The sequence below is a fragment of the Pseudomonas sp. 30_B genome, from assembly GCF_017491605.1.
Lineage (GTDB): Bacteria > Pseudomonadota > Gammaproteobacteria > Pseudomonadales > Pseudomonadaceae > Pseudomonas.
In genome coordinates this window covers 61,990-87,714 of sequence record NZ_JAFGYY010000003.1, presented here as the reverse complement: position 1 = coordinate 87,714, position 25,725 = coordinate 61,990, and the positions used below count along the sequence as shown (strand labels likewise).

Here is a 25,725-nt window from a genome sequence, read left to right as displayed (position 1 = left end):
GGGATTTCGCGGAGAAGCTCCGCTCCTACAAGAGCGGCCTCGCGCCGTCGGATGGGGTGGATTTCCCCTGTAGGAGCGGACTTCGTCCGCGATGGCGTCCGGCGCGAATCGGGCCAATCGCGGACGGAGTCCGCTCCTACCCATAGCCTTACATCAGGGCACGATTGTTCGCGAACGATCAGGCTTCCAGGCCGAACGGGTCGTCCACAGAATGACTCGGCCGGGTAAACCAGCGCGGTCCCTCCGCCGTCATGTAGAAGTGATCTTCCAGACGGATACCGAATTCCCCAGGCACGCAGATCATCGGCTCATTGCTGAAGCACATGCCGACATCCAGCGGCGTGCTGTCGCCACGCACCAGGTATGGGCCTTCGTGAATATCCAGGCCGATGCCGTGACCCGAGCGATGCGGCAGGCCGGGCAATGCGTAGTCCGGCCCGAGGCCGCCGGCCTCCAGGCAACGCCGGGCAGCAGCGTCCACCAACTCGCAAGGCGAGCCAAGCACCGCTGCATCGAAAGCCGCCTGCTGCGCGGCCTTCTCCAGGTTCCACAGCTCGCGCTGGCGCGCACTGGGCGTGCCGAACACATAGCTGCGGGTGATATCCGAGTTGTAGCCGTACAGCTGGCAGCCGGTGTCGATCAGCACCATGTCGCCATCGCGCAGCGGGCGCGGCTGGCGCACGCCATGGGGGAAGGCGCTGTCCTCGCCAAACAGTACGATGCAGAAGGTCGAACCCGGCGCGCCGACCTTGCGGTGCGCCGCCTCGATGAAGCGTGTCACCTCAAGGGTGGTGATACCTTCGCGCAGGATGCTGGCGGCGGCCTTGTGCACCTCCAAGGTCATGTCCTTGGCCCGCTGCATCAGCGCCAGCTCGGCCGGCGACTTGCAGCGCCGGCACTGCTCGACCAGCGCCCCCGCATCGACCAGTTGCACGGCTCCGGCGACCTGCCGCAGCCGCTCATACATGCCGAACGGCAGGCTATGGGAAAGGCCGACCCGCGCACCCGCGCCGACTTCGATCTCCGCCAGCATCCCGATCAGCAACGTGAAGGGGCTTTCGTGCTCCGCCCAAACGCTGATGCTGCCCGGCAGCACCTGCAGGTCGAGCACCGTGCCCTCTTCGAAGGCCGGCGCGATGTAATGCACCTCGCCACGCGCCGGCACCAGTGCACCAACCATCCGCTCGCTGGGGTTCCACTTCAGCCCGGTGAAATAGAACAGCGAACTGCCGGCGTCGACGAACACCGCCGCCATCCCCTGGGCCCGCATGAGCTGCTGCAGGCGCTCGATGCGCTGGCGGTATTCCTCCAGCGTGATCGGCGCGGCGCCAGCGGTCATTACCGGCAACCTGGCCAGCGCCTGTTCGGAGCTGACGCCCCCTACACCCAGTGTCATGCGACTCTCCCGCGAGAATGAAAAACCGCAGAAATTTAAGCAGCACTGAAATTTTCGGTCAAAGACTTTATGGCGAAATGCTCTCAGCGGGCGATGACGCTGGTATGCTGCCGGCGTCCTACAAGAGCCTTGCCAATGTCCTCAGATCGTATCGGAGAGCGCCTGCGCCGTTACCGGCGCGCAGCGAAGAAGACCCTGAACCAGGTCGCCGCCGAGTCGGGCCTTACCGCCAGCTTCCTGTCCCAGGCCGAGCGCAATCTCACCGGCGTCTCGCTGTCTTCCCTGGCGAGCATCGCCAAGGCCCTGGATGTGCCGCTCAACGCGCTGTTCGACTCGCCGCAGCAGATACCGCCGGACTCGCATCAGGGCGAGCGCGTGCGCTACACCATCGAAGGCCAGCCGCTGAGCTACGAGCGCCTGTCCAGCAGCTTTCCCGGCAACCAGCTGAATGCGGTGAAGGTGACGGTTCCGGTGGGCTACGAATCGGAACTGATCACCCACGACGGCTCGGAATTCGCGTATGTCCTCAGCGGGCGCATCACTTATGTGATCGACGGTCATACCTACCCGCTGGGTCCGGGCGACTCCGTGCATTTTGACTCTGGCAAACGCCACTGCCTGCGCAACGCCGGTGACAGCGTCGCGGAAATGCTGTCGGTCACCACCCTGCCGCTGTTCGGCGAACACTCCTCGACCTGACTCACAGGACTGGAAAAACTTTCAGTCCCACTGAATTTTAAGTTGAACTTAATTTCAGCCTGACTTAACTTCTGCGACGGTCTGGACACCCACGATCCAGCCATTTACGGACGGCCCTACCCGGCCCCGTCCGCCCGAGCCGGTCCCGGACCCTATCGGTTCTCCGGCCCCCTCAGAAGAACAAGAATGAGGTCAGGCAATGCGCAACATGCGACGTAATCCCCTGCATGCAATCGCCCTGGGCGGGCTGTTGCTCGCCGGTTCCGCGGCCCACGCCGCATCCAGCCTGGTGTACTGCTCCGAAGGCAGCCCGGCGGGCTTCGACCCCGGCCAATACACCACCGGCACCGATTACGACGCCACCTCGGAAACCCTGTTCAACCGCCTCGTGCAGTTCCAGCGCGGCAGCACCGAAGTCCAGCCGGCCCTGGCGCAAAGCTGGGAAACCGCCGCCGACGGCAAGACCTGGACCTTCCACCTGCGTCCGGGCGTGAAGTTCCACAGCACCGAGTACTTCAAGCCGAGCCGCGAATTCAACGCCGACGACGTGCTGTTCACCTTCAACCGCATGCTCGACAAGGAGCAGCCGTTCCGCAAGGCGTACCCCACCGAGTTCCCCTACTTCACCGACATGGGCCTGGACCGCAACATCGCCAAGGTGGAGAAGGTCGACGACCACACCGTCAAGTTCACCCTCAACGAGGTCGACGCCGCGTTCATCCAGAACCTGGCGATGAACTTCGCCGTCATCCAGTCCGCCGAATACGCCGACCAGTTGCTCAAGCAGGGTAAGCCCGCCGAGATCAACCAGAAGCCCATCGGCACCGGCCCCTTCGTGTTCAGCCGCTACCAGAAGGACGCGCTGATCCGCTTCAAGGGCAACAAGGATTACTGGAAGCCCGAGGACGTGAAGGTCGACAACCTGATCTTCGCCATCAACACCGACGCCTCGGTGCGCGTGCAGAAGCTCAAGGCCGGCGAGTGCCAGATCACCCTGAACCCGCGCCCGGCGGACCTTGAAGCGCTGAAACAGGACCCGAACCTGAACATGCCCTCGCAGCCGGGCTTCAACCTCGGCTACCTGGCCTACAACGTCACCCACGCCCCGCTGGACAAGACCGACGTGCGCCGCGCGCTGGACATGGCGCTGAACAAGCAGGCAATCATCGATGCGATCTACCAGGGCGCCGGCCAGTTGGCGGTGAACGCCATGCCGCCGACCCAGTGGTCCTATGACGCCTCGATCAAGGGCCAGGCCTACGATCCGGAACAGGCCAGGGCGCTGCTGAAGAAGGCCGGCGTCGCCGAAGGCACCGAGATCACCCTGTGGGCCATGCCGGTGCAGCGCCCCTACAACCCCAACGCCAAGCTGATGGCCGAGATGATCCAGGCCGACTGGGCCAAGGTCGGCATCAAGGCGAAGATCGTCACCTACGAATGGGGCGAATACATCAAGCGCGCCCACGCGGGTGAACACGACGCCATGCTGTTCGGCTGGACCGGCGACAACGGCGACCCGGACAACTGGCTGGGCACCCTCTACGGCTGCGACTCGGTGAGCGGCAACAACGTCTCCAAGTGGTGCAACGCGGACTACGACAAACTGGTGCGCCAGGCCAAGGCCACCACCGACCACGACCAGCGCGTCGCCCTCTACCAGAAGGCCCAGCAGCTCCTCGCACAGCAGCTGCCCATCAGCCCCATCGCCCACTCCACCGTCTACCAGCCCATGCGCAAGTCGGTGCAGGGCTTCCTGATCAGCCCCTTCGGGCGCAACTCCTTCTACGGCGTGGCCAACCAGCCCTGACCACGGCCTGAACGCCAGCCCGGCGCAGACCGGGCGGCGCATTCCGCCTTCTCCTCCGCCTGCCGGCTCCCCCATCATCGCGATGGGTGGAGGAGATGCATTCGTTGCTAGGAAAACCCAACTACAACAAGGAGCAACTCATGCAGCACTACGCACTTACCCGGTCCCTGCTGGCCATGGCCATCGGCTGTGCCGTACTGAACCAGGCCTGGGCCGCCAAGGCCGGTGAGGACCTGCCGCCCGAGGAAGGCAATCGTGCAGAAGAGGTGGTGGTAAAGGGCCAGGCAGGCGCCAGCGGATTCATCGAAGGCCAGCAACTGACCTTCAGCACCCGCAACTTCGCCGCCCGCGAGCAGATGAAGGACAGCTTCCACTTCAACATCAAGAAGGACGGCTATACCGAGCCGACCCACAGCCGCTATACCTGGACCCAGGGCAGCCAGCTCAAGTACAGCTCCGGCTATACCCCGGGCACCATCGGGGTTGGCGTGGAGGCTGCAGCCTTCAATGAGGTCGCCCTGGAACGCGGGCATGGAGCCATCGCCGGAGGCGGCACCCGGACCCTGACCGACAGCGATGGCGATGCCGTGGGACAGTGGTCGAAAATGGGCCTGGCCAACGTGAAGCTGCGCGCCTCCAGCACCGAATTGCGCGCCGGCCGCCAGCAAGTGGAGACCCCGGTCTTCAACATCAACGACAACCGTGCCCTGCCCTCGTCCTTCGACGGCGTCAGCCTGCTCAGCGAAGAGCTCGAAGATCTGCAACTGCAAGGCGGCAGCTTCACCCGCGCCAGCCCACGTACGGCCTCGGGCAACGAGCGCCTCACCAGCGAATACGGTGCACGGGGCTTCCATGGTGACCGCTTCAGTTATGCCGGTGGCAGCTACCAGGCACTCAAGAACCTGAAGCTGACGGCTTATGCCGGCAACTTCGAGGACGTCTGGAACCAGTACTACTTCGGCGCCTCCCATGACCTGGGCGACCCGCAATCCCTGGCGCTCAATACCAGCCTCAACTACTACAACACCCACGATACCGGTGACCGCAAGGCCGGCTACATCGACAACGACGCCTACAGCCTGGGTTTCACCCTGACCCACGGCGCCCATGCCGTGCTGCTGGGCTGGCAACAGATCAATGGCAACGAGTACTTCGACTACGTGCACGAAACCGCCGCCATCTACCTGGCCAACTCGCTGCTGTCGGACTACAACGGCCCCAATGAAAAATCCCTGCAACTGCGCTACAGCACCGACTGGGCCGGCTTCGGCGTGCCGGGCCTGACCACCATGGCGTGGTACGCCAAGGGCTGGGGCATCGACGGCACCCACTACGACGGCGACCGCAACGGTGCTTATGGCAACTACGACGAAGTGCGCAACCAGGACGGTGAGAGACACCACGAACTGGGTCTGTCGAGCGGCTATACGCTTCAAGGTGGCCCGCTCAAGCAGAGCAGCTTCCGCCTGACCTACATGAAGCACCTCGCCAGCCAGAACCAGGTCGACGGCAGCGTCAACGAGATCCGTCTGGTCAGCAACTTCCCGTTCAACCTGCTGTAAGGAGAGCCGGCATGTTCATCGCACGCACACTTCCCTTGCTACTTGCCCTGGGCAGCGGCACCGTCCTGGCACAGAACCTGGCGGTCTGCACCGAAGCCAGCCCCGAAGGCTTCGACATCGTCCAGTACACCGGGGCGGTGAGCTTCGACGCCGCCGCCGAGACCGTCTTCAACCGCCTGGTGGACTTCCGCCCCGGCACCACCGAACTGGAGCCGGCCCTGGCTGAACGCTGGGAAGTCAGTCCCGACGGGCTGACCTACACCTTCCACCTGCGCCCCGGCGTGAAGTTCCACAGCACCGAGTATTTCAAGCCGACCCGCACGCTGAATGCCGACGACGTGCTCTGGACCTTCCAGCGCGCGCTCGACCCCAAGCATCCGTGGCACGAGTCCGCCGGTCGCGGCTATGCCTACTTCGACGCCATGGGCATGCGCGACCTGATCAAGTCGGTGGACAAGGTCGACGACCTCACCGTGCGCTTCACCCTGAACCACCCTGAAGCGCCCTTCCTGGCCGACATGGCCATGGGCTTCGCCTCGATCTACTCCGCCGAATATGGCGATCAGTTGCTCGCCGCCGGCAAGCAGGGCCAGTTGAACAACCTGCCCATCGGCACCGGCCCCTTCGTCTTCAGCCGCTACGCCAAGGACGCCCAGGTGCGCTACCGCGCCAACCCGGACTACTTCCGTGGCAAGCCGGCGATCGACAACCTGGTCTTCGCCATCACCCTCGACCCCAACGTGCGGATGCAGAAGCTGCGCCGCAACGAATGCCAGATCGCCCTCTACCCCAAGCCCTCCGACGTGCCGGCCCTGCAACAGGACAAGAACCTGGCGGTGGACAGCATCGACGCGCTGATGACCACCTATGTCGCCATCAACACGAAGCACAAGCCGCTGGACGACGTCCGCGTGCGCCAGGCGATCAATCTCGCCATCGACAAGCAGGCCCTGATCGACGCGGTGTTCGGCGCCAATGCCGCGAGCCCGGCGATCAATCCCTATCCGTCGACGCTGCTGGGCTACAACAAGGACCTCAAGGACTGGCCGCACGCCCCGGAGCGGGCCAGGGCCCTGCTCAAGGAAGCCGGGGCGGAAAACCTCAAGCTCACCCTCTTCATCCGCAACGGCAGCTCGCCAACCATCCCCAACCCGGCACTGGCGGCACAGATGATGCAGGCGGATCTGGCCAAGGCCGGCGTCGACCTGCAGATCCGCTCCCTGGAGTGGGGCGAGCTGCTCAAGCGCTCCAAGGCTGGCGAGCACGACCTATCGCTGCTGGGCTGGGCCGGGGATAACGGCGACCCGGACAACTTCGTCAGCCCGAACCTTTCCTGTGCCGCCGCGAAATCCGGCGAAAACCAGGCGTTCTGGTGCGATCAGGCCTTCGAAGCGCTGATTCAGGAAGCTCGTCAGACGAATGACACGGCCAAACGGGCAGATCTTTATAGAAAGGCGACATCCGTGTTCCACGAACAATCTCCATGGATTCCACTGGCGCATCCTAAGCTGTTCAATGTGCGACGCAGCACTATCGAGGGCTACACCATCAGCCCGCTGACCACCAACAACTTCGCCAATACCCAGGCGAAGCAATAAGAAACCGGCGCCATCAGCACCCCCGATGAGTAGCCGCTCGATGAGGAGTCCTCAACCACCATGCTGAGTTTCATCGCACGCCGATTCGGTCTGCTGATCCCGACCTTCTTCGGCGTCACCCTCCTGACCTTCGCGCTGATTCGCCTGATTCCGGGCGACCCCGTGGAAGTCATGATGGGTGAACGCCGCGTCGACCCGCAGATGCACGCCGAGGCCATGCACCGCCTGGGCCTCGACAAGCCCCTCTACCAGCAGTACCTCGACTACATCGGCAACCTCGCCCAGGGCAACCTCGGCGAGTCGCTGACCACCCGCGATAGCGTGTGGAACGAATTCCTCACCCTGTTCCCCGCGACCCTCGAACTGTCCCTGGCGGCCCTGCTGTTCGCCGGCGTCTTCGGCCTGCTCGCCGGGGTGATCGCCGCACTCAAACGGGGCTCACTGTTCGATCACGGGGTGATGACGATCTCCCTGGCCGGCTACTCCATGCCGATCTTCTGGTGGGGCCTGATCCTCATCATGCTGTTCTCCGTGAGCCTGGGCTGGACCCCGGTTTCCGGGCGCCTCGACCTGCTCTACGACATCGAGCCGAAGACCGGCTTCATGCTCATCGACACCCTGCTCTCGGGTGAAGAAGGCGCGTTCATGGACGCGGTGCGCCACCTGATCCTGCCGGCCATCGTGCTGGGCACCATTCCGCTGGCGGTGATCGCCCGGATGACCCGCTCCTCGATGCTCGAAGTGCTGCGCGAGGACTACGTGCGCACCGCCCGCGCCAAGGGCCTGTCGCCGGCCCGCGTGGTGTTCGTGCACGCCCTGCGCAACGCCATGATCCCGGTGCTCACCGTGTTCGGCCTGCAGGTCGGCACGCTGCTCGCCGGCGCCGTGCTCACCGAAACCATCTTCTCCTGGCCGGGCATCGGCAAATGGCTGATCGACGCCATCAGCCGCCGCGACTATCCGGTGGTGCAGAACGGCATCCTGCTGGTGGCGACCCTGGTGATCCTGGTGAACTTCATCGTGGACATCCTCTACGGTCTCGCCAATCCACGCATCCGTCACCAACGCTAACCGGAGCCGACGCCATGAATGCCAACGCCAAAGCTCCCGCCAGCGACCCGAGCCTGGTCTACCCCTCCCCGCTGAAAGAATTCTGGCAAGCCTTCTCGCGCAACAAGGGCGCGGTCGGCGGCCTGCTGTTCATGCTGCTCATCGTGTTCAGCGCGCTGTTCGCCCCCTGGGTGGCGCCGCATGATCCGAGCGAGCAGTTCCGCGACTTCCTGCTCACCCCGCCGGTGTGGCTGGAAGGCGGCCACGCGCAGTTCCTGCTCGGCACCGACGAGCTGGGCCGCGACCTGCTTTCGCGCCTGATGCATGGCGCTCGGCTGTCGCTGATGATCGGCCTGACCTCGGTGCTGATCTCGATGATCCCCGGCATCATTCTTGGCCTGCTCGCCGGCTTCTCGCCCAACCGCCTGGGCCCGGTAATCATGCGCCTGATGGACATCATGCTGGCCCTGCCCTCGCTGCTGCTGGCGGTGGCCATCGTCGCCGTGCTCGGCCCGGGCCTGCTCAATACCGTGATCGCCATCGCCGTCGTCTCGCTGCCGGCCTACGTGCGCCTGACCCGCGCCGCGGTAATGGGTGAGCTGAATCGCGACTACGTCACCGCCTCGCGCCTGGCCGGCGCCGGCACCCTGCGCCTGATGTTCGTCACCGTGCTGCCCAACTGCATGGCGCCGCTGATCGTGCAGGCCACCCTGAGCTTCTCCTCGGCCATCCTCGACGCCGCCGCCCTGGGCTTCCTCGGCCTCGGCGTACAGCCGCCGACTCCCGAGTGGGGCACCATGCTGGCCTCCGCGCGCGACTACATCGAACGCGCCTGGTGGGTCGTCTCGCTGCCCGGCCTGACCATCCTGCTCAGCGTGCTGGCGATCAACCTGATGGGCGACGGCCTGCGCGATGCGCTGGACCCGAAGCTGAAGAACGCGGCGTGAGGAAGGCACAAATGATGACTTTCGCACGCACTGTAGGAGCGAGCTTGCTCGCGAACCTGCAACTCCCCGCGTCCGCCGTTCGCCATAACAACAAGATCCTGATGGAGACCGCCGTATGAGCCTCCTCGACCTGCGCAATCTCTCGGTCCGCTTCGGCGACCGCAATGCCATCCCGGTGGTGGATGGCCTCGACCTCTCGGTGGACAAGGGTGAAGTCCTGGCCATCGTCGGCGAATCCGGTTCCGGCAAGTCGGTGACCATGATGGCCCTGATGGGCCTGATCGACGCCCCCGGCATCATCACCGCCGACACCATGCAATTCGACGGCACCGACATGCTGCGCCTGAAGGGCCGCGAGCGCCGCCGCATCGTCGGCAAGGACATCGCCATGGTCTTCCAGGACCCGATGACCGCCCTCAACCCCAGTTTCACCGTCGGCTACCAGATCGAGGAAGTCCTCAACCTGCACCTCGGCCTGCGCGGCAAGGCTGCCCGCCAGCGTGCCCTGGAATTGCTCGAACGGGTGGAAATCCCCGGCGCTGCCCAGCGCCTGGACGCCTACCCGCACCAGCTCTCCGGCGGCATGAGCCAGCGCGTGGCCATCGCCATGGCCATCGCCGGCGAACCCAAGCTGCTGATCGCCGACGAACCCACCACCGCGCTGGACGTCACCATCCAGGCGCAGATCATGGAGCTGCTGCTGAACCTGCAGCGCGACCAGGGCATGGCGCTGATCCTGATCACCCACGACCTCGCCGTGGTTGCCGAGACCGCCCAGCGCGTCTGCGTGATGTATGCAGGCCAGGCGGTGGAAATCGGCCAGGTGCCGGCGCTGTTCGACGCTCCCACCCATCCCTACACCGAGGCGCTGCTCAAGGCGATCCCCGAGCACAGCGCCGGCGAAGAGCGCCTGGCCACCCTGCCCGGCATCGTCCCCGGCAAGTACGACCGACCGCAGGGCTGCCTGCTGTCGCCGCGCTGCCCCTACGCGCAGGACAACTGCCGCAACGTGCGCCCGGCGCTGGAACCCCATGAGCGCGGCGCGGTGCGCTGCTTCTATCCGCTCAACCTGAACACCGAGGTGGCCCGATGAACGCCGTCCTGACCGCCCGCGACCTCACCCGTCACTATGAAATCTCCCAGGGCATGCTCAAGCCCCACGCCCTGGTCCGCGCGCTCAATGGCGTGTCCTTCGAACTGCAGGCCGGCAAAACCCTCGCCGTGGTCGGCGAATCCGGCTGCGGCAAGTCCACCCTCGCCCGCGCCCTGACCCTGATCGAGGAGCCCACCGCCGGCTCCCTGCAGATCGCCGGCCACGAAGTGAAGGGCGCCGACCACGAGACGCGCAAGCAACTGCGCCGCGACGTGCAGATGGTGTTCCAGAACCCCTACGCCTCGCTCAACCCCCGGCAGAAGATCGGCGACCAGTTGGCCGAACCGCTGGTGATCAACACCAGCCTCTCCCGCGCCGAGCGCCGCGAGCGCGTGCAGGCGATGATGAAGCAGGTCGGCCTGCGCCCCGAGCATTACCAGCGCTACCCGCACATGTTCTCCGGCGGCCAGCGCCAGCGCATCGCCCTGGCTCGCGCCATGATGCTGCGGCCCAAGGTGCTGGTGGCGGACGAACCGACCTCGGCGCTGGACGTGTCGATCCAGGCCCAGGTGCTCAACCTGTTCATGGACCTGCAGCAGGAGTTCGGCACCGCCTACGTGTTCATCTCCCACAACCTCGCCGTGGTCCGTCACGTGGCCGACGACGTGCTGGTGATGTACCTCGGCCGCCCGGCGGAAATGGGCCCGGCGGACAAGCTCTACGAGCGCCCGCTGCACCCCTACACCCAGGCGCTGCTGTCGGCGACCCCGGCCATCCACCCCGATCCGTCCAAGCCGAAGATCAAGATTCAGGGCGAACTCCCCAACCCGCTCAACCCGCCCACTGGCTGCGCCTTCCACAAGCGCTGCCCATACGCGACCGAGCGCTGCAAGGCCGAGGTGCCGGAGCTGCGCCTGCTGGATGAGCGCCAGGTGGCCTGCCACCACGCGGAGCAATTCCTGAACTGAAACGCGGTGGGCCGGTCATAGGCCGGCCCACCCTTTCGGACTCAGCTGCGTCCTACCACGCATAGGGAACAGGCCTACCGCCCGCTCCAGACTGTCCCGCTAGGGTGGCGTCCCGCCACTGCCCAGCACCGCAGTGGCCGTTATCTACAGGGCCACGCCAGTCATGCTGCTGTTCTTCCTTCTGCTCATTCTCGTTGCCGCGATCATCGCCAACGTCCAGATCCACAAGTGGAAACGCCGGCAACGGCAGGATATCCGCGCAGCCGTGGGCGCACGGAAGAAGTCGACACCGAGGAAGAAGGTCCAGCAGGAAATCGACCTCGACGAGATCGACTGGGACGGCCTCGACCAGGAAGAGCTGGATCTTGCACCGCCCCCGCCAGCACCCGTAGCGCCACCCCAGCCCAAGCCAGTGAAAGCGCCCGCCACGTCGTCCGAGACGAAACCGAAAGCGGACCCCAAGGACGAGTTCCACCCGCTGGAGCGCGCCCTGCCACAGGGGCAACTGTCCGCCGCGCAGCGCAACGAAGCCATGGCCCAACTGCTCAAGGCCAACCTGTACCTGCCCGCCCCGGAGCCCGGCGAGAAACATGTCGTGCTGGACATGGACGATGGCGGTTACGTGCCCGTCGCTACCCACCCGGCAGCCGCCGCTATTGCCCTGGGCCATCTGGCCGAGAACCTTCAGCAACGCAATGGCGCGCAGCTGTTGCGCGAACTGCGCGGCACGGAACTGGGCCTGCTGGTGGTGGCGCGCAACCCGCAGAAGCCGTCGGTGGCCCGCCTGTGGAAAATCCAGCCGGAAGACCTTTGATCCTCATGCCTGCAACCTTGCACTGTCACGTCCGGCTCTCGTAGGAGCGGACTTTGTCCGCGATGTGCAACAGGCCAGTTCAGAGCTGCCGGCAATCTATCGCGGACGGAGTCCGCTCCTACGACACCCGAAGCTACGGAGCGCTCCTACAGGTCACGGATCAGCGCCAAACGCACGCCGAAGCCCAGCAGGATGCCGCCAAAGCCCCACTGCTGCACCCGCTGCATCAACCGATGCCGCGCCAGCCAGCGCCCCATGCGCTCGCCGCTGACCGCGTAGAAACTGTCGAAACCAAAGCCGGCCAGCACCAGCAAGCCGCCCAGCAGCGCGAACTGCACGCCCAGCGGCCCGTTCTGCGGCTGGATGAACTGCGGCAGCAGCACCGAGCAGAACAGCAACGCCTTGGGGTTCAGCAGATTGGTCAGCACTCCACGACGGAAACCTCGCCAGAGACTCACCGGTGCCCTCGCACATTCGCTGCTCTCCACCGCGAGGCCGACAGGCGCCCGCAGCAGTTGCAGCCCGATCCACGCCAGGTACACACCGCCGACGATCCGCACCGCATCGAAGGTCCAGGGCGCCGTGCGGAACAGCAGCGCCAGCCCGGTCGCCGCCAGCGCCACATGGCAGGCCCGCGCCAGCGCCAGCCCGACGGCGGTCGCCAGCGCGGCACGACTGCCATCGCGGGCACCGGTGTGCAGCAGGAGAATCATGTCCGGCCCCGGCAGCAGGTAGACCATCGCCAGGGCCAGCAGGAACACGCCGATATCCATGAGAGCAGCTCCGCAAAGGTGATCGCGGATAAGGATTCTATGCCCGAAGGCCAAGGCAGGTGCTTGCGTATTCAGCCATGATTGGCAGACTGGTTGGCATGTTCTGCCAATTCAGACCCGCAACAGATATCACTTATGCCAAACATCAAGCTGGACGCCTACGACCACCGCATCCTCGCCGCCCTGCAGCGCGACGGCCGCCTGAGCAACGTGCAGCTCGCCGAGGAAATCGGCCTCTCGCCCTCCCCCTGCCTGCGCCGGGTGCGCCTGCTGGAAGAGGCCGGGATGATCCGCGGCTACCACGCCGAACTGGGTCGCGACGAAGTCGGGCTAGGCCTGACGGTATTCGTCGGGGTGAAAGTCGAACGCCACAGCGACAGCAGCGCGTCCGCCTTCCGCCAGGCGGTGATCGACCTGCCGGAAGTCATCTCGGTGCACCTGGTCAGCGGCGAGTCGGATTTCCTCCTGCAAGTGGTGCTGCCCGACCTGCGCGCCTACGAGCAGTTCCTCACCTGTACCCTGCTCAAGCTGCCGGGCGTCAGCGACATCCGCAGCAACTTCGCCATCCAGACCGTGAAGGAGTCGGCGCCGCTGCCGTTGCGGCATCTGCCTAAGTAGCGAAGAAACCCAGGAACTCGCGCAGGTCCGCCTGTGCCTGTTCCACCGTCGACTCGGCAAAACGCACCTCGCTGTGCGCCGGGCATTGCGCCAGGCGGCCGATGTCCAGCGGGTGCAGAACGCCCAGCAGCGGGTAACCGCCCATGGTCTGCCGGTCAGCCAGCAGGATGATCGGCTGGCCATCCGGCGGCACCTGGATCGCCCCTTCAACAACACCCAATGACCACTGCCGACGCGGCGCGCTCATTGCCTCGCCGCGCAGGCGCACGCCCATGCGATCGGATTGCGGGTTGATCCGCCAGGGCTGGTCGAAGAAGGCTTGTCGCTGTTGCTCTGTGAACGCATCAGGGCCGGGCAGCACACGCAGCGTCGGGACTTCGCGGTAATCCGGTTGGTAGGGCCAGGGCACGCTGGCACTGCGGGCAAAACGTCCGCCGTCCGCGGCGCACTCCAGCACATCGCCCACCGCGAGCGGCTGGCCGTTGCCCGCGAGGCCGCCGAGCTTTTCCCGCGTCTGGGTCGAGGCGCTGCCCAGCACCGGCTCCGCGTGGAAGCCGCCCGCTGCGGCGAGGTAGGCTCGCTGGCCGGCGCGGGCGAAGCCCAGTTTCAGGCGCTGCCCTGCCCGCACGCGAAAGCGCGACCAGGCCGGCAGCGGTTCGCCATCGAGACTCAAGGGCAGCTCGGCGCCCGTCAGCGCCAGCCAGGTATCGGCCTGTGTTTCCAGCTCCAGGCCGCCCAGGGCGATTTCCAGCAATGCGGCATCGGGCGCGTTCCTCAGCAGGCGATTGGCCCAGGCCGCCGCGTGTTTGTCCACCGGGCCGCCGGGCGATACGCCCAGCCCTTGCCAGCCATGGCGCCCGCCATCCTGCAGCAGGCATAGCGGGCCGCAGCCGATGACCTTCAGGCTCATGATTCGCCACCGGCGGCGCGGAAAGCCGCTTCGTCGATGGGCACGAAGCGCACGCGGTCACCGACCGCCAAGGGGCAAGGCGGTTCCTGATGCGGATCGAACAGACGTTGCGCGGTGCGCCCGAGCAGATGCCAGCCGCCCGGCGAGGCCTGTGGATAAACCGCCGTCTGCCGCTCGGCGATGGCCAGGCTGCCGGCTGGCACCCGCGTACGAGGGGTGGCCCGGCGCGGCAGTGCGAGGCGTTCGTCCAGCTCGCCGAGGTAGGCGAAACCGGGGGCGAAGCCGATGGCGCCGACGCGGTAGTCGCGGCCGGCGTGCAGGTCGATCACCTCTGCGGGTGCAAGTCCGCAGAGACGAGCAATTTCCGCAAGGTCTTCGCCGGCGTACCAGACTGCAATTTCGTGCAAGCGTCCCGCAGCCACTGCGTCCGAGTCGCCGGGCCAGTCCTCCAGCGCCTGCTGCACGCGGCGCTGCAGTTCCGGCAGGTCGATGCGCAGCAGGTCGTAGTGCAGCAGCAACGTAGTCCAGCCCGGCACGCAGTCGGTCAGCGCCGGGCCGAGCTCGGCCCGCAGGCGCCCGGCGAGGCGGGCGATGCGTAATGGCAGCGTGTCGTCGGGCTGCTCGGCAAGGGTGATCAGCAACGCCGTGGCGCCAAAGGCTTCGACGCGGATCATGCCTGGTCCAGCAGCCCACGCAGACGGCGCAGCACCGCCAGGGACTCGGGATTGTCGCCATGCACGCAAAGGCTGTCGGCGCGCAGGCGCAGCGGGTTGCCGTCGATGTCCGGGAAGGGCTCGCCGCGGGCGATGGCCAGGGCCTGGTCGAGGATGCGCTGCGGCTCGTGGTGCACGGCATTGGGCAGGCGACGCGGAGCGAGCTGGCCGTCGGGCAGGTAGGCGCGGTCGGCGAAAGCTTCGAACATCAGCGGCACGTCGGCGGCGTCGGCCAGTTGCAGCTCGCGGCTGTTGTCGGCCAGCGCCAGCACCATCAGTGGCAGGCTCTTGCGGTAGGCGGCGCAGGCGTCGAGCACGGCCGATAGCAGCGCGTCGTCGCGCACCAGGTCGTTGTACAGCGCGCCGTGGGGCTTCACATAGTCGACGCGGGTGCCGGCGGCACGGCAGAAGGCGTCCAGCGCGCCGAGCTGGTAGAGCACGAGCGCCTGGACTTCCTCGGGCGAACAGCTCATGTGCCGGCGACCGAAGCCGGCCAGGTCCGGGTAGGCCGGGTGCGCGCCGATGCTGACGCCGTGCTCCACCGCCAGACGCACGGTGCGCTGCATGGTCAGCGGGTCGCCGGCGTGATAACCGCAGGCGAGGTTGGCCTGGTCGATCAGCGGCATGGCATGGGCGTCATCCCCCATGCGCCAGGCTCCGAAGCTTTCGCCCATGTCGCAATTGAGCAGAATCCGCGCGGTGCGTTCGGTCATCGGGGTCACCATCTTTCGAAAGTTCCTACAGGTTAAGGCAGACGCCGGCCTTTGGCCTTTGGCCTTTGGCCTTTGGCCTTTGGAGAATACTCAGTCAGGGTCGGCAGGAGTACCATCCACACGTTAGACACGCGGAAACCTGCCTGAATGATCAAAGCAGCTATCCTGGCCACCTTCGGCCTGAGCATCGCCTATGTCCACCTGCGTGGACGGGTGCGCCACAAATTCTCGCGCCAGCTGACCGACCACTCCAGCTTCCTGGCGCCGATCAATTGCCTCATGTATCTGTTCTCGAAGGTACCGGCCCGCCCGTACCTGGCGACCGACGACTTCCCCGAAATGCGCCTGCTGACCGAGAACTGGGAAACCATCCGCAGCGAAGCCCTGCACCTGCGCGACGCCGGCAGCATCAAGCGCTCCGAGCAGCTCAACGACGTGGGTTTCAACTCCTTCTTCAAGACTGGCTGGAAGCGCTTCTACCTGAAGTGGTACGACGACAGCCATCCCTCCGCCGACGCGCTGTGCCCCAGGACCACCGAGCTGCTGCGGCGGATTCCCTCGGTGAAGGCGGCGATGTTCGCCGAGCTGCCGCCCGGCTCGCGCCTGGTGCGCCACCGCGACCCCTATGCCGGCTCGCTGCGCTATCACCTGGGGCTGATGACGCCGAACGATCCAGCCTGCTTCATCGAGGTGGACGGCGAGCGCTACCACTGGCGCGACGGCGAAGCCGTGGTGTTCGACGAGACCTATATCCACTACGCAGAGAACACCACGGAGCATGACCGGGTGATCCTCTTCTGCGACATCGAGCGTCCGTTGAAGTACCGCTGGGCCACGGCCTTCAACCGCTGGTTCAGCCGCAACGTGATGGCCGCGGCGGCCTCGCCCAATGACGCGGGCGACAGGACCGGCGCCATCAACCGCGCCTTCGCCTCGCTGTACAAGATCCGCCTGCACGGCAAGGCGCTGAAGAAGCGCAATCGCAAGCTGTATTACCTGGAGAAGTGGGGAGTCCTGGCGGCGCTGCTGGCGGTGATCGTCTGGGTCTGAGCTGCGTTCGTGATATCAAGGCCTCCGCATTGGCGGGGGCCTTTTTGTTTCCAGGCGATTGAAAAGCATCGCGGGCATGGCCCGCTCCTACAGGGGAGTCAGGCGCAGGGCAATTGATCCTTGTAGGAGCGAGCTTGCTCGCGAACAGCCCCGTAGCGGAGTTGGTTCGCGAGCAAGCTCGCTCCTACGAAAAACAGCTGCTACCGAGATGAGCCTTATCGTAGGAGCGGACTCCGTCCGCGATTGGCTACCCTAAACGCCGGATCAATAAACGTCGCGCCGATAGCGCCCGCTCTCCAGCAGCGCCTCGACCTCGGTATCGCCCAGCATCTCGCGCAGCGTGCGGTCGACGCCTTCGGCCATGCCCTGCAGGCTGCCGCAGACATGGATCACCGCGCCCTCGTCCAGCCACTGGGCGAGCACGTCGCCGCTGGCACGCAGGCGATCCTGCACGTAAACCTTCTCGGCCTGGTCGCGGGAGAAGGCGACGTCCAGGCGTTGCAGCTCGCCCCGCGCCAACGCGCCTTCCAGCTCTTCGCGGCAGTAGAAGTCATGGGCGATATTGCGCTCGCCGAACAGCAGCCAGTTGCGTCGGCGGCCCGCGGCGATGCTGGCGCGCAGCAGGCCGCGCAGGCCGGCCAGCCCCGTGCCGTTGCCGATCAGGATCAGCGGCCGGTCCTCCTTGCTGAGGTGGAAGCTGCGGTTGCGGCGCAGACGCAGCAGCAGGCTGCCGCCGTCCGGCAGGTACTCGGTCAGCCAGCCGGAGCAGATGCCCAGCGAGCCGTCGGCGTGCTGTTCCTGGCGCACGATCAGTTCCAGCGCACCGTCGCTGCGCAGCGAAGCGATGGAGTATTGCCGCACCGACAGTTTGATCAGCGCGTCGTACAGCGCCTGGCCGTGCAGGCCGACCAGGTGTTCGAGGTTACCCGGCAGCAGGCAGCCGGCCAGGGCCACTCGCAGCGGCGTGGCGATGCCGTCGACCTGGATGCGGGACTCGCCGTCCAGCCCGAGACGCTTCAGCCAGGCGCTGACCAGGAACTCCGGCTGGCGCGGGACGATTTCCACCAGATCGCCGGCGCTCCAGTCGATCTGCGAATCGCTCGGTGCGGCCAGGCGCAGCAGCCAGGTGGATTCGCCCTGGCTGCCCGGATTGAGATGTTCGCGGCCGGCCAGGGTCCAGACCTCGAAGGCCGGCGCGGTGAACGCCGCCTGCGGTGCGGCGCCGGAGAGTTCGGCCAGGCGCTGCTGCCAGTCGTGCAGGGCGGCGGCGTCGCCGTTGTCCACCTCGACGCCATCGAACAGCGTCCGCGCACCCTGCCCTTGCAGCCAGCCTTGCAAGCGGCGGGCGAAGCCGCAAAACTGGTCGTACTGGCGATCGCCCAGGGCGAGCACGGCAAAGCGCAGATCAGTCAGTCCAAGGCGCTGGCCCAGCAGCTGACGCTCGAAGCCTCGGGCACTGTCCGGAGCCTCGCCGTCGCCGAAGGTGCTGACCACGAACAGCGCGTTGCGGGTCTGCTCCAACTGCGCGCGGTCCAGCTTCGCCAGCGGCTCCACGCGCACCGGCAGGCCGGCGGCCTGGAGTTGCCCGGCGCTCTGCCAGGCGAGGCGCTCGGCGAAGCCGCTCTGGCTGGCATAGCCCACCAGCCAGGCGTCGGCACCGGCGTCATTGCTCAGCGCCCCTCGCGCCGCCCGGGCCGCGCGCTTCTTGCGGCGGCGGTCGAGGTAGAGCAGCCAGCCCGTGACGAAGAACAGCGGCATCGACAGACTCGCCAGCATCATCAGGAGGCGCCCCGGCAGGCCGAAGTAACTGCCCACGTGCAAGGCATAGACGCTGGTCAGCAGTTGCTTGCCGAAGGAACTGTCGTTGTAGCGCTTGTGGGCCAGCAGCTTGCCGCTGGCCGGGTCGATGCTCATCTCGTTGAAGGCACGCTCGTGGGCGGCATCATCAAGGAGATAGAAGACGGTGGCGGGCTGGCCCTTCACCGGCGGCAGGCGCAGGTTGTAGGTGGTCATCGCGGCGCCGCCAGTCTGCTGGATGGTGGCCCAGACGGCGCTGGCATCGACCATCGGCGGCGGACCTTCCGGCGCAGGGCCGCGCTTGCCGCCGCCACGTTGGCCGCCCTTCTGCTGGCCGGCGGGGGCGTCGTCGAGCAGCTTGAACAGGCCGGCGCGGTACCAGTCGTAGGACCAGTACAGGCCGGTCAGCGTCGCCAGCAGGTAGAACGCCAGGCACCAGGTACCGGCGACCGCGTGCAGGTCCCAGTTGAAGGCCCGGCCCTTCTTGGCCCAGTCGAAGGTCAGCCAGGCGCGCCAGTTCAGCGCCTTGCGCGGCCAGCGCAGGTACAGGCCGGACAGGCACAGGTAAAGCAGGATCAGGGTGCAGGCGGCAGTGACCTGCTTGCCCGCCTCGCCCGCGGCGAGGAAGCGGTGCAGCTGCATGATGAAGTTGAAGAAGCCTTCGCCCTTGGGCGCCGGCAGGAACTCCCCGGTGTACGGGTCGACGTAGCGCGACTCGCCACGGCGCTGGCCCGGCTTGGGTGTGTAGAAGAGTTTGCCGGCCTGGTCGCCATCGATGCTCACCCAGACGAAGGCGACCTTCTTGCCCGGCTCGGCGCTCTCAACCCGGCGGATCAGTTCGTCCATCGGCAGCGTGCCTTCGGCACGCTTTTCCACGGTGAGGCTGGCGGGATTCACAGCGCGCAGGATTTCGTCCTGGAACGACAGCATCGCCCCGGTCAGGCCCATCAGCGCCAACACCAGGCCGGCGCTGATACCGAACAGCCAATGCAACTGGAACCAGACTTTCTTCAACACCGTGGCCTCACGTCATGCCGCACTCTGCGCGGAACGGAATTTTATTGAGAACGGCTCGCAAATGCAGCCGTCTTTTACAACCTTTACCCAGGGCTTACACACACAAAAACCCCGGCCGAGGAGCGTCGGCCGGGGTGGTTCGCCCGCAGGCGAACCTTAGAAGTGGAAGTTGGTAGACAGCAGCACGGTGCGGCCCGCCGCCTGGGTCGCATAGTGCGAGGCGTAGGCCTTGTCGAAGTACTTCTTGTCGAAGACGTTCTGCACGTTGAGCTGGAAGTCGACGTTCTTGCTCAGCTTGTAGGCGGCCATCGCGTCGTAGCGCCAGTAGTCCGGGACGTACATGGTGTTGGCCACGTCGCCGTAGACCTTGTCGACGTAGAAAGTGCCGCCGCCGATGGTGGCGTTGGGCAGAACGTCGTAGGTGGTCCACAGGCTGAAGCTGTTCTTCGGCGTGTTGGGCATTTCGTTGCCATCGTTGGACGGCACGTTGGCGGTGATGTTGCCGTTGCGCCCGGTCTTGCCGGCCTTCACCAGCTCGCTGTCGAGATAGCTGTAGCCGGCGAAGACCTTCCACTTGTCGGTCAGCTTACCGCTGGCGGTCAGCTCCAGGCCATCGACGCGGGACTGGCCGGCGTTGTCGTAGGTCTGCGGCGCCACCAGGATCTTGGCGTTGTCCTTGTCGGTGCGGAAGATCGCGCCGGTCAGCTCCAGGCGCTCATCCAGGAAGCTCCACTTGGTGCCGATCTCGTAGTTGGTGGTTTCTTCCGGCTCCAGGTTGTTCTTCACCGAGAAGGCGTCCACCGCGTTGGAGGTGTTGCCGTTGTCCAGCATGGCGCCCGGCGGCGTCGCCGAGGTGGCGTAGGACGCGTAGATGCTGCCGTTGGGCGCCGGTTTGTAGACCACGCCGGCCTGCCAGTTCCAGAAGTTGGAGTTGTCTTCGAACTTGGTAGTGGTGGGCGTTGCGGCGTGATTCTTCGCGGTGGTCTGGAAGCTGTCGAAGCGCGCACCGAAGTTGACCTGCCACTGCTCGTTCAGGTCCAGGGTGTCGAAGCCGTAGATGGCCTGGGTGGTACCCACGGTGTTCATCGGCTTGTAGTTGCGGGTGATGCTGCCGTTCCACGGATCGTGCGGGTTGGGGTTTTCCAGGCTGGTGCAGTTGTAGCCGCTGGGCGCGCCGACCATCGACGGGTTGCACTTGTTTTTGTTCAGACCGGTGTCAGTGTCGACCGTGTAACTGTCGCGCTTGCTGTCCTCGCGGGAGAACTCGAGGCCGGTGGTGAAGCTGTTCTTGAAGCCGGCCAGGTAGAACTCACCGAACAGGTCGGTCTGGTTGGTCGCGGTGGTGGTGGTGCTGATGCGGTTGTTGTTGCGCCGCCATACGGTGCCGTTGTTGACGTTGCCCTGACTGTCGTCGGGCTGCGTCATGATGTAGTCCTGGTGGCTGGTACCGTAGCGCGTGGTGTTGCGCAGGCTCAGGTTGTCGTTGAAGTCGTGCTCGAAGGTGATGGTGCTGGTGTCCACGCGACTCTTGGAGAAGTCGCGGTCCTCCAGGCCATAGAAGTTGTCACGATCGACGTTCACCGGCTTGTCCGGGTTGTGCTTGCTGCGGTCGGCGCTCTTGGCGTACGGGATGCCCGAGTCCGGGGTGTCGTCGCTTTCCAGGTGGTAGTGGCTGACCGTGAGGCGGGTCGGGCCATTGAGGCCGAAGGTCACGGACGGCGCAATGCCCCAGCGGCTGGCGTCCACCGCCTGGCGGCCGGCGACGTTCTGGTCGTGGGTCATCAGGTTCAGGCGGAAGGCGGCGTTGCCGTCGAGGAACTCCTGGTTGGTGTCGAGGGTGTAGCGGCGGGTCTGGTCGGAACCGTAGGTGAAGCTGCCGTCGGTGAAGTTGCCGGCCTTGGCCTGCTTGCTGATCAGGTTCAGGCTGCCACCGGCCGAGCCACGGCCACCGAAGGCCGAGTTCGGGCCCTTGCTGACTTCGATCTGTTCCAGGTTGAACACTTCACGGGACTGCGCGCCGGTGTCGCGTACGCCGTCGACATAGGTGTCGCTCTGGGCGTCGAAGCCACGGATGAACGGACGGTCGCCGGTCGGGTTGCCGCCCTCGCCCGCGCCGAAGGTGATGCCCGGCACGGTACGCAGGGCATCCTGCAGGGTCAGCGCGCCGGTGTCCTTGATCACCTGCTGCGGCACAACGGTCACCGAGCGCGGGGTATCCAGCAGTGGTGCGGTGTACTTCTTCGACGCAGACTTCTCGACGTTGTAGGTCGTCGGGTCCTGCTGCTGGGTGCCGACGACGGTATCGGCTTCCAGGGACAATACGTCCTGGCTCGGCTTCTTCTCCGAGGATTCGGCGGCATGGGCCAGGTGGCTGCCGGACATGGCGGTGATGGCGACACCGACGGCGGATGCCAGCAGGCGCGGCGTGTTGCCGGCGAGATCGGACGATGGGCGCGACATTGCAAATCCCTCCCCAGGGGCTCATGAAGGCCGCGCAATCTATTGCAATTAAGAATTCATATCAATTACTAGGCATTATCATACGCATCTGATTTACAAGATTTACATTTCATGACTGACCTGTGACAGGGCGTAGCGGTTGTAGCTAGCTGTTGCAAATCATTATCATTGACAGCTTCTCAGGCACCGACGGAACCGCCCCATGCTGTTGCACATTCCCGGCATCTTCACCCGCGAGGAAGTGACGCGAATCCGCGCCGCCCTGGAACAGGCCGAATGGGGCGACGGCAAGGCCACCGCGGGTTACCAGTCGGCCCGCGCCAAGCACAACCTGCAACTGCCGCAGGACCATCCGCTCGCCCGCGAGATCGGCGAGGCCATGCTCCAGCGCCTGTGGGGCAACCCGCTGTTCCAGTCCGCCGCACTGCCGCACAAGGTCTTCCCGCCGCTGTTCAACTGCTACACCGGCGGCGGCTCCTTCGACTTCCACATCGACAACGCCGTGCGCGACGTCCAGGGTGGCCGCGAGCGCGTGCGCACCGACGTCTCCTCGACGCTGTTCTTCAGCGATCCGGAGGACTACGACGGCGGCGAACTGGTGATCCACGACACCTACGGCACCCAGCAGGTGAAGCTGCCGGCGGGCGACCTGGTGCTCTACCCCGCCACCAGCCTGCACAAGGTCAATCCGGTGACCCGTGGCGCGCGCATCGCCTCGTTCTTCTGGACCCAGAGCCTGGTGCGCGAGGACAGCCAGCGTGCCCTGCTGTTCCAGATGGACCAGTCGATCCAGGCGCTGACCCGCGACGTGCCCGAGCACCCCGCGCTGGTCGAGCTGACTGGCACCTACCACAACCTGCTGCGCCGCTGGGTGGATGTCTGACCGCCCATGAGCTTCGTCCTGCGCCGCACCGAAGAAATCGCCGTTGAAGACCTCGCAGGCCAACTTGCCGATGACCCGCGCCAGGCCGCGCGGCTGATCCTCGCCGCCGCCCGCGACGGCGAACTGGAAGCCCAGGCCCTGCTCGGCCAGATCCTCCTCGACGGCCACGGCATCGAGCGCGACCCAGCGCTGGCCCTGACCTGGTTCGGCATCGCCGCCGGACGCGGCCACCCGATGGCGCGCAACATGCTCGGCCGCTGCCTGGAGCACGGCTGGGGCGGCGCCGCCGATCCCGCCTCAGCCGCCGGGCACTACGCACTCGCCGCCGAAGCGGGACTGGACTGGGCGATGTACAACCTGGCCAACCTGCTCGCCACCGGACGCGGCGTGGCGCGCGACGAGGCCCGCGCCCTGGCGCTCTATCGCCGGGCAGCGGAACTGGGGCACGCCAAGTCGATGAACCTGGTCGGCCGCTTCCATGAGGAGGGCCTGGTGGTTCCCCGCGATACCGAGGCGGCCCATCGCTGGTACCGGCGCTCCGCCGAGGCCGGCGACTTCCGCGGCCAGTTCAGCCACGCCACGGTGCTGGCCGAGGCCGGCGACCTGGACGCCGCCCTGCCCTGGCTGCAGCGTGCGCTGCACGGCGGCAACCTGAATTTCCTGCGGGTCGCCCGCGAGCAACTGGCCCGCTCCCCGCTGGAGCCCCTGCGCCAGCTGGCCCTCGCCTACTGCCAGCGCGCCGCCGAACTGGGCGATGAATCCGATAAAATGCGTCTGAATTCGCTGCATCCAGCATAGGATCATTGCAACTTGACGCATTTTTCACGCCACTCCTGATAACCTTGCCGGCTTTTTAGGCTGCGGGACTGCAGCCTTCTGTCCCGAATCGACGAGGCGTGTGTGTCTACCACTACTTCCCCTTCCGCCCGTAAAGGCGTCGACTGGGCCGGCCTGGGCTGGCTGCTCCTGTTCTTCTGGTACTTCTCCGGCATTACCCAGCTGCTGATCCTGCTCAGCGGCACCACCGGCTTCGCCGGCTTCCGTGATGCCTTCTTCCTCAGCAGCCTGTGGCTCGCCCCGGTCCTGCTGCTGCCGCGCTTCACCCGGGGGATTTCCGCGGTCATCGGTCTGGTGCTGTGGGGCGCTTCGCTGGTGGGCCTGAGCTACTTCGGCATCTACCGCCAGGAGTTCTCGCAGAGCGTCATCTTCGTCATGTTCGAATCGAACACCGCCGAAGCCGGCGAATACTTCAGCCAGTACTTCAGTATCTGGCTGTGCCTGGCGCTGCTGGTCTACAGCGTGGTCGCGGTGCTGCTGTGGCGGCGCATCCGTCCGGTCACCCTGCCCCTCTACGCCCGCATTCCGGTGGCAGTGCTGCTGGTGGTGATGAACCTGCTCTACCCCTTCTACAAGCAGATGGTGACCCAGGAGCGCAGCTTCGCCGAGGCGCTGGAGAAGGTGCAGCAGCGCATGGAACCGGCCGTGCCCTGGCAGCTGGTCGTGGGCTATGCCCAGTACCGCCAGCAGCTGGACAACATGCAGAAGCTGCTGGAGCAGAACGCCTCCCTGCCGCCGCTGCAGAACCTCAAGGACAGCAGCGGCGAAGCGCCGCGCACCCTGGTGCTGGTGCTGGGTGAATCCACCACCCGCGAGCACATGCACCTGTACGGCTACCCGCGCGAAACCACCCCGAACCTCGACGCGCTGGCCGCCGCCGAGGGCCACAACCTGACGGTGTTCCAGAACGTGGTCTCGCCGCGTCCCTACACCATCGAGGTGATGCAGCAGATCCTCACCTTCGGTGACGAGCAGCACCCCGACAAGTTCCTCACCGATCCGTCGCTGATCAACCTGATGAAACAGGCGGGCTACAAGACCTTCTGGATCACCAACCAGCAGACGATGACCAAGCGCAACACCATGCTGACCACCTTCTCGCAGCAGACGGACGCGCAGTTCTACCTGAACAACCAGCGCAACCAGAACGCCAGCCAGTACGACGGCGTGGTGCTCGAACCCTTCGAGAAGGCCCTGCAGGACCCGGCGCAGAAGAAGTTCATCGTCATCCACCTGCTCGGCACGCACATGGACTACCGCTACCGCTATCCGGAGCAGTACGCCCACTTCAAGGACCGCCAGGGCGTACCGTCGGCGCTGTCCGACGACCAGGTCGAAACCTACAACTTCTATGACAACGCGGTGCTGTACAACGATTTCGTGGTATCCAGCCTGATCAAGCGCTACGCCGCGACTGATCCGAACGGCTTCCTGCTGTACCTCTCCGATCACGGCGAGGACGTCTACAGCTCGGGCAATCACGACCGCCTGGGCCGCAACGAAGGCGCCCCGACCCGGCCGATGTACACCATTCCCTTCATGGTCTGGACCTCGCCCAGCTGGCAGGCCGCGCACCCGCGCGACCTGCAGGCGGCCGCCAACCGTCCGTACAGCAGCTCGCACCTGATCCACACCCTGTCGGACCTCGCGGGCCTGAGCTATGACCGCTTCGAGCCGGTCAAGAGCCTGGTCAGCGAGCAGTTCGTCGTAGCCCCGCGCTGGATCGGCGATCCGTACAAGAAGGATGGCCTGCACGAGTTCGACAAGCTGCCGCCAACCCAGGCCGCGCAGCAGGAGATCGCCAAGGACGCCAAGTCGCCGGACACCGCACAGACTCCGGCGGAGCAGCCCAACAAGGGTTGAGCCGATCCTGATCGTGAAAACGCCCCGCCCTGCGGGGCGTTTTCATTTCACGGTGTGCTGGCCCTTCGTAGGAGCGGACTCCGTCCGCGATCCGGCCCCGTAGCGGGTTCATCGCGGACGAAGTCCGCTCCCACAGTCATCGAGCCCAGCGCAATGG

The 25,725-nt window shown here is 65.7% G+C and carries 21 protein-coding genes; 14 read left to right on the top strand and 7 right to left on the bottom strand.

The genetic code is table 11. The features are described 5' to 3' along the window. Positions 1 to 178: 178 nt before the first annotated feature. Positions 179 to 1,396, bottom strand: a complete 1,218-nt coding sequence (locus J5M67_RS04100) for a Xaa-Pro peptidase family protein (RefSeq protein WP_207883575.1) — start codon at positions 1,394 to 1,396, stop codon at positions 179 to 181. A gap of 135 nt (positions 1,397 to 1,531) precedes the next feature. Between J5M67_RS04100 and J5M67_RS04095 the strand changes: the two genes are divergently transcribed. The 9 genes from J5M67_RS04095 (at position 1,532) to J5M67_RS04055 (ending at position 11,934) form a co-directional block, all read left to right on the top strand. Next, a complete protein-coding gene (locus tag J5M67_RS04095; RefSeq protein WP_207883572.1) occupies positions 1,532 to 2,095 on the top strand; it encodes a helix-turn-helix domain-containing protein in 564 nt (187 codons plus the stop codon). Positions 2,096 to 2,303: 208 nt separating this feature from the next. Beyond that, positions 2,304 to 3,902 (top strand): ABC transporter substrate-binding protein, encoded by a 1,599-nt coding sequence (locus J5M67_RS04090; RefSeq protein ID WP_207883570.1) that lies wholly within the window; start codon positions 2,304 to 2,306, stop codon positions 3,900 to 3,902. 140 nt (positions 3,903 to 4,042) lie between these two features. Continuing rightward, the gene (locus tag J5M67_RS04085; RefSeq protein WP_207883568.1) at positions 4,043 to 5,464 is read left to right on the top strand and encodes an OprD family porin; all 1,422 of its coding nucleotides are present in this window, start codon (positions 4,043 to 4,045) and stop codon (positions 5,462 to 5,464) included. A gap of 11 nt (positions 5,465 to 5,475) precedes the next feature. Next, positions 5,476 to 7,062 (top strand): ABC transporter substrate-binding protein, encoded by a 1,587-nt coding sequence (locus tag J5M67_RS04080; RefSeq protein WP_207883566.1) that lies wholly within the window; start codon positions 5,476 to 5,478, stop codon positions 7,060 to 7,062. 60 nt (positions 7,063 to 7,122) lie between these two features. Further along, positions 7,123 to 8,133: an ABC transporter permease subunit gene (locus J5M67_RS04075; protein WP_207883564.1), complete on the top strand. Its 1,011-nt coding sequence runs from the start codon at positions 7,123 to 7,125 to the stop codon at positions 8,131 to 8,133. Positions 8,134 to 8,147: 14 nt separating this feature from the next. Continuing rightward, on the top strand, positions 8,148 to 9,059 hold the full coding sequence (locus J5M67_RS04070) for an ABC transporter permease subunit (protein ID WP_207883562.1): 912 nt from the start codon (positions 8,148 to 8,150) through the stop codon (positions 9,057 to 9,059). A gap of 115 nt (positions 9,060 to 9,174) precedes the next feature. Continuing rightward, positions 9,175 to 10,152 carry an ABC transporter ATP-binding protein gene (locus J5M67_RS04065; RefSeq protein WP_207883559.1) on the top strand — a complete coding sequence of 326 codons (978 nt, stop codon included), beginning with the start codon at positions 9,175 to 9,177 and terminating at the stop codon, positions 10,150 to 10,152. Next, on the top strand, positions 10,149 to 11,120 hold the full coding sequence (locus tag J5M67_RS04060) for a peptide ABC transporter ATP-binding protein (RefSeq protein WP_207883557.1): 972 nt from the start codon (positions 10,149 to 10,151) through the stop codon (positions 11,118 to 11,120). Before J5M67_RS04065 ends, J5M67_RS04060 begins: the two co-directional genes overlap by 4 nt. Positions 11,121 to 11,283: 163 nt before the next feature. After that, a complete protein-coding gene (locus J5M67_RS04055) occupies positions 11,284 to 11,934 on the top strand; it encodes a hypothetical protein (protein WP_207883555.1) in 651 nt (216 codons plus the stop codon). Positions 11,935 to 12,080: 146 nt separating this feature from the next. On the opposite strand, the gene J5M67_RS04050 is transcribed toward J5M67_RS04055, so the two are convergent. After that, the gene (locus J5M67_RS04050) at positions 12,081 to 12,707 is read right to left on the bottom strand and encodes a LysE family translocator (RefSeq protein ID WP_207883553.1); all 627 of its coding nucleotides are present in this window, start codon (positions 12,705 to 12,707) and stop codon (positions 12,081 to 12,083) included. A gap of 144 nt (positions 12,708 to 12,851) precedes the next feature. Here J5M67_RS04050 and J5M67_RS04045 point away from each other — a divergent pair, with 144 nt between their 5' ends. Next, the gene (locus J5M67_RS04045) at positions 12,852 to 13,325 is read left to right on the top strand and encodes an Lrp/AsnC family transcriptional regulator (RefSeq protein ID WP_207884148.1); all 474 of its coding nucleotides are present in this window, start codon (positions 12,852 to 12,854) and stop codon (positions 13,323 to 13,325) included. On the opposite strand, the gene J5M67_RS04040 is transcribed toward J5M67_RS04045, so the two are convergent. The 3 genes from J5M67_RS04040 to J5M67_RS04030 are packed head-to-tail and all read right to left on the bottom strand — an operon-like array spanning position 13,318 to position 15,661. Then, positions 13,318 to 14,238: a biotin-dependent carboxyltransferase family protein gene (locus J5M67_RS04040; protein ID WP_368735918.1), complete on the bottom strand. Its 921-nt coding sequence runs from the start codon at positions 14,236 to 14,238 to the stop codon at positions 13,318 to 13,320. The two genes, J5M67_RS04045 and J5M67_RS04040, sit on opposite strands and share 8 nt — an antisense overlap. Next, positions 14,232 to 14,909 carry a 5-oxoprolinase subunit PxpB gene (gene pxpB, locus J5M67_RS04035; protein WP_207883549.1) on the bottom strand — a complete coding sequence of 226 codons (678 nt, stop codon included), beginning with the start codon at positions 14,907 to 14,909 and terminating at the stop codon, positions 14,232 to 14,234. Before pxpB ends, J5M67_RS04040 begins: the two co-directional genes overlap by 7 nt. Then, on the bottom strand, positions 14,906 to 15,661 hold the full coding sequence (locus tag J5M67_RS04030) for a 5-oxoprolinase subunit PxpA (RefSeq protein ID WP_207883546.1): 756 nt from the start codon (positions 15,659 to 15,661) through the stop codon (positions 14,906 to 14,908). The genes pxpB and J5M67_RS04030 overlap by 4 nt, the downstream gene beginning before the upstream one ends. A gap of 150 nt (positions 15,662 to 15,811) precedes the next feature. Between J5M67_RS04030 and lpxO the strand changes: the two genes are divergently transcribed. Next, positions 15,812 to 16,711, top strand: coding sequence for a lipid A hydroxylase LpxO (lpxO, locus tag J5M67_RS04025; protein ID WP_207884146.1), 900 nt, complete (start codon positions 15,812 to 15,814; stop codon positions 16,709 to 16,711). Between the two features lie 264 nt (positions 16,712 to 16,975). On the opposite strand, the gene J5M67_RS04020 is transcribed toward lpxO, so the two are convergent. Further along, positions 16,976 to 19,522 (bottom strand): sulfite reductase flavoprotein subunit alpha, encoded by a 2,547-nt coding sequence (locus J5M67_RS04020; protein ID WP_243434502.1) that lies wholly within the window; start codon positions 19,520 to 19,522, stop codon positions 16,976 to 16,978. 159 nt (positions 19,523 to 19,681) lie between these two features. After that, entirely contained in the window at positions 19,682 to 21,985 is a 2,304-nt protein-coding gene (locus J5M67_RS04015) for a TonB-dependent siderophore receptor (RefSeq protein ID WP_207883542.1), read from the bottom strand. 202 nt (positions 21,986 to 22,187) lie between these two features. On the opposite strand from J5M67_RS04015, the gene J5M67_RS04010 reads away from it, so the two are divergent. The 3 genes from J5M67_RS04010 (at position 22,188) to J5M67_RS04000 (ending at position 25,568) form a co-directional block, all read left to right on the top strand. Then, entirely contained in the window at positions 22,188 to 22,868 is a 681-nt protein-coding gene (locus tag J5M67_RS04010; protein ID WP_207883540.1) for a Fe2+-dependent dioxygenase, read from the top strand. A 6-nt stretch (positions 22,869 to 22,874) separates the two neighbouring features. Further along, positions 22,875 to 23,666, top strand: a complete 792-nt coding sequence (locus J5M67_RS04005) for a tetratricopeptide repeat protein (RefSeq protein WP_207883538.1) — start codon at positions 22,875 to 22,877, stop codon at positions 23,664 to 23,666. Between the two features lie 102 nt (positions 23,667 to 23,768). Beyond that, complete coding sequence (locus J5M67_RS04000; RefSeq protein ID WP_207883536.1) at positions 23,769 to 25,568, top strand: phosphoethanolamine transferase CptA; 1,800 nt, start codon at positions 23,769 to 23,771, stop codon at positions 25,566 to 25,568. The last annotated feature ends 157 nt before the right edge of the window (positions 25,569 to 25,725 follow it).

Excerpts from the sequence above, each read along its gene's own strand:
- J5M67_RS04100 (WP_207883575.1), bottom strand. The coding sequence starts at position 1,396 with ATGACACTGGGTGTAGGGGGCGTCAGCTCCGAACAGGCGCTGGCCAGG.
- J5M67_RS04095 (WP_207883572.1), top strand. The coding sequence starts at position 1,532 with ATGTCCTCAGATCGTATCGGAGAGCGCCTGCGCCGTTACCGGCGCGCA.
- J5M67_RS04090 (WP_207883570.1), top strand. The coding sequence starts at position 2,304 with ATGCGACGTAATCCCCTGCATGCAATCGCCCTGGGCGGGCTGTTGCTC.
- J5M67_RS04085 (WP_207883568.1), top strand. The coding sequence starts at position 4,043 with ATGCAGCACTACGCACTTACCCGGTCCCTGCTGGCCATGGCCATCGGC.
- J5M67_RS04080 (WP_207883566.1), top strand. The coding sequence starts at position 5,476 with ATGTTCATCGCACGCACACTTCCCTTGCTACTTGCCCTGGGCAGCGGC.
- J5M67_RS04075 (WP_207883564.1), top strand. The coding sequence starts at position 7,123 with ATGCTGAGTTTCATCGCACGCCGATTCGGTCTGCTGATCCCGACCTTC.
- J5M67_RS04070 (WP_207883562.1), top strand. The coding sequence starts at position 8,148 with ATGAATGCCAACGCCAAAGCTCCCGCCAGCGACCCGAGCCTGGTCTAC.
- J5M67_RS04065 (WP_207883559.1), top strand. The coding sequence starts at position 9,175 with ATGAGCCTCCTCGACCTGCGCAATCTCTCGGTCCGCTTCGGCGACCGC.
- J5M67_RS04060 (WP_207883557.1), top strand. The coding sequence starts at position 10,149 with ATGAACGCCGTCCTGACCGCCCGCGACCTCACCCGTCACTATGAAATC.
- J5M67_RS04055 (WP_207883555.1), top strand. The coding sequence starts at position 11,284 with ATGCTGCTGTTCTTCCTTCTGCTCATTCTCGTTGCCGCGATCATCGCC.
- J5M67_RS04050 (WP_207883553.1), bottom strand. The coding sequence starts at position 12,707 with ATGGATATCGGCGTGTTCCTGCTGGCCCTGGCGATGGTCTACCTGCTG.
- pxpB (WP_207883549.1), bottom strand. The coding sequence starts at position 14,909 with ATGATCCGCGTCGAAGCCTTTGGCGCCACGGCGTTGCTGATCACCCTT.
- J5M67_RS04030 (WP_207883546.1), bottom strand. The coding sequence starts at position 15,661 with ATGACCGAACGCACCGCGCGGATTCTGCTCAATTGCGACATGGGCGAA.
- J5M67_RS04015 (WP_207883542.1), bottom strand. The coding sequence starts at position 21,985 with ATGTCGCGCCCATCGTCCGATCTCGCCGGCAACACGCCGCGCCTGCTG.
- J5M67_RS04010 (WP_207883540.1), top strand. The coding sequence starts at position 22,188 with ATGCTGTTGCACATTCCCGGCATCTTCACCCGCGAGGAAGTGACGCGA.
- J5M67_RS04005 (WP_207883538.1), top strand. The coding sequence starts at position 22,875 with ATGAGCTTCGTCCTGCGCCGCACCGAAGAAATCGCCGTTGAAGACCTC.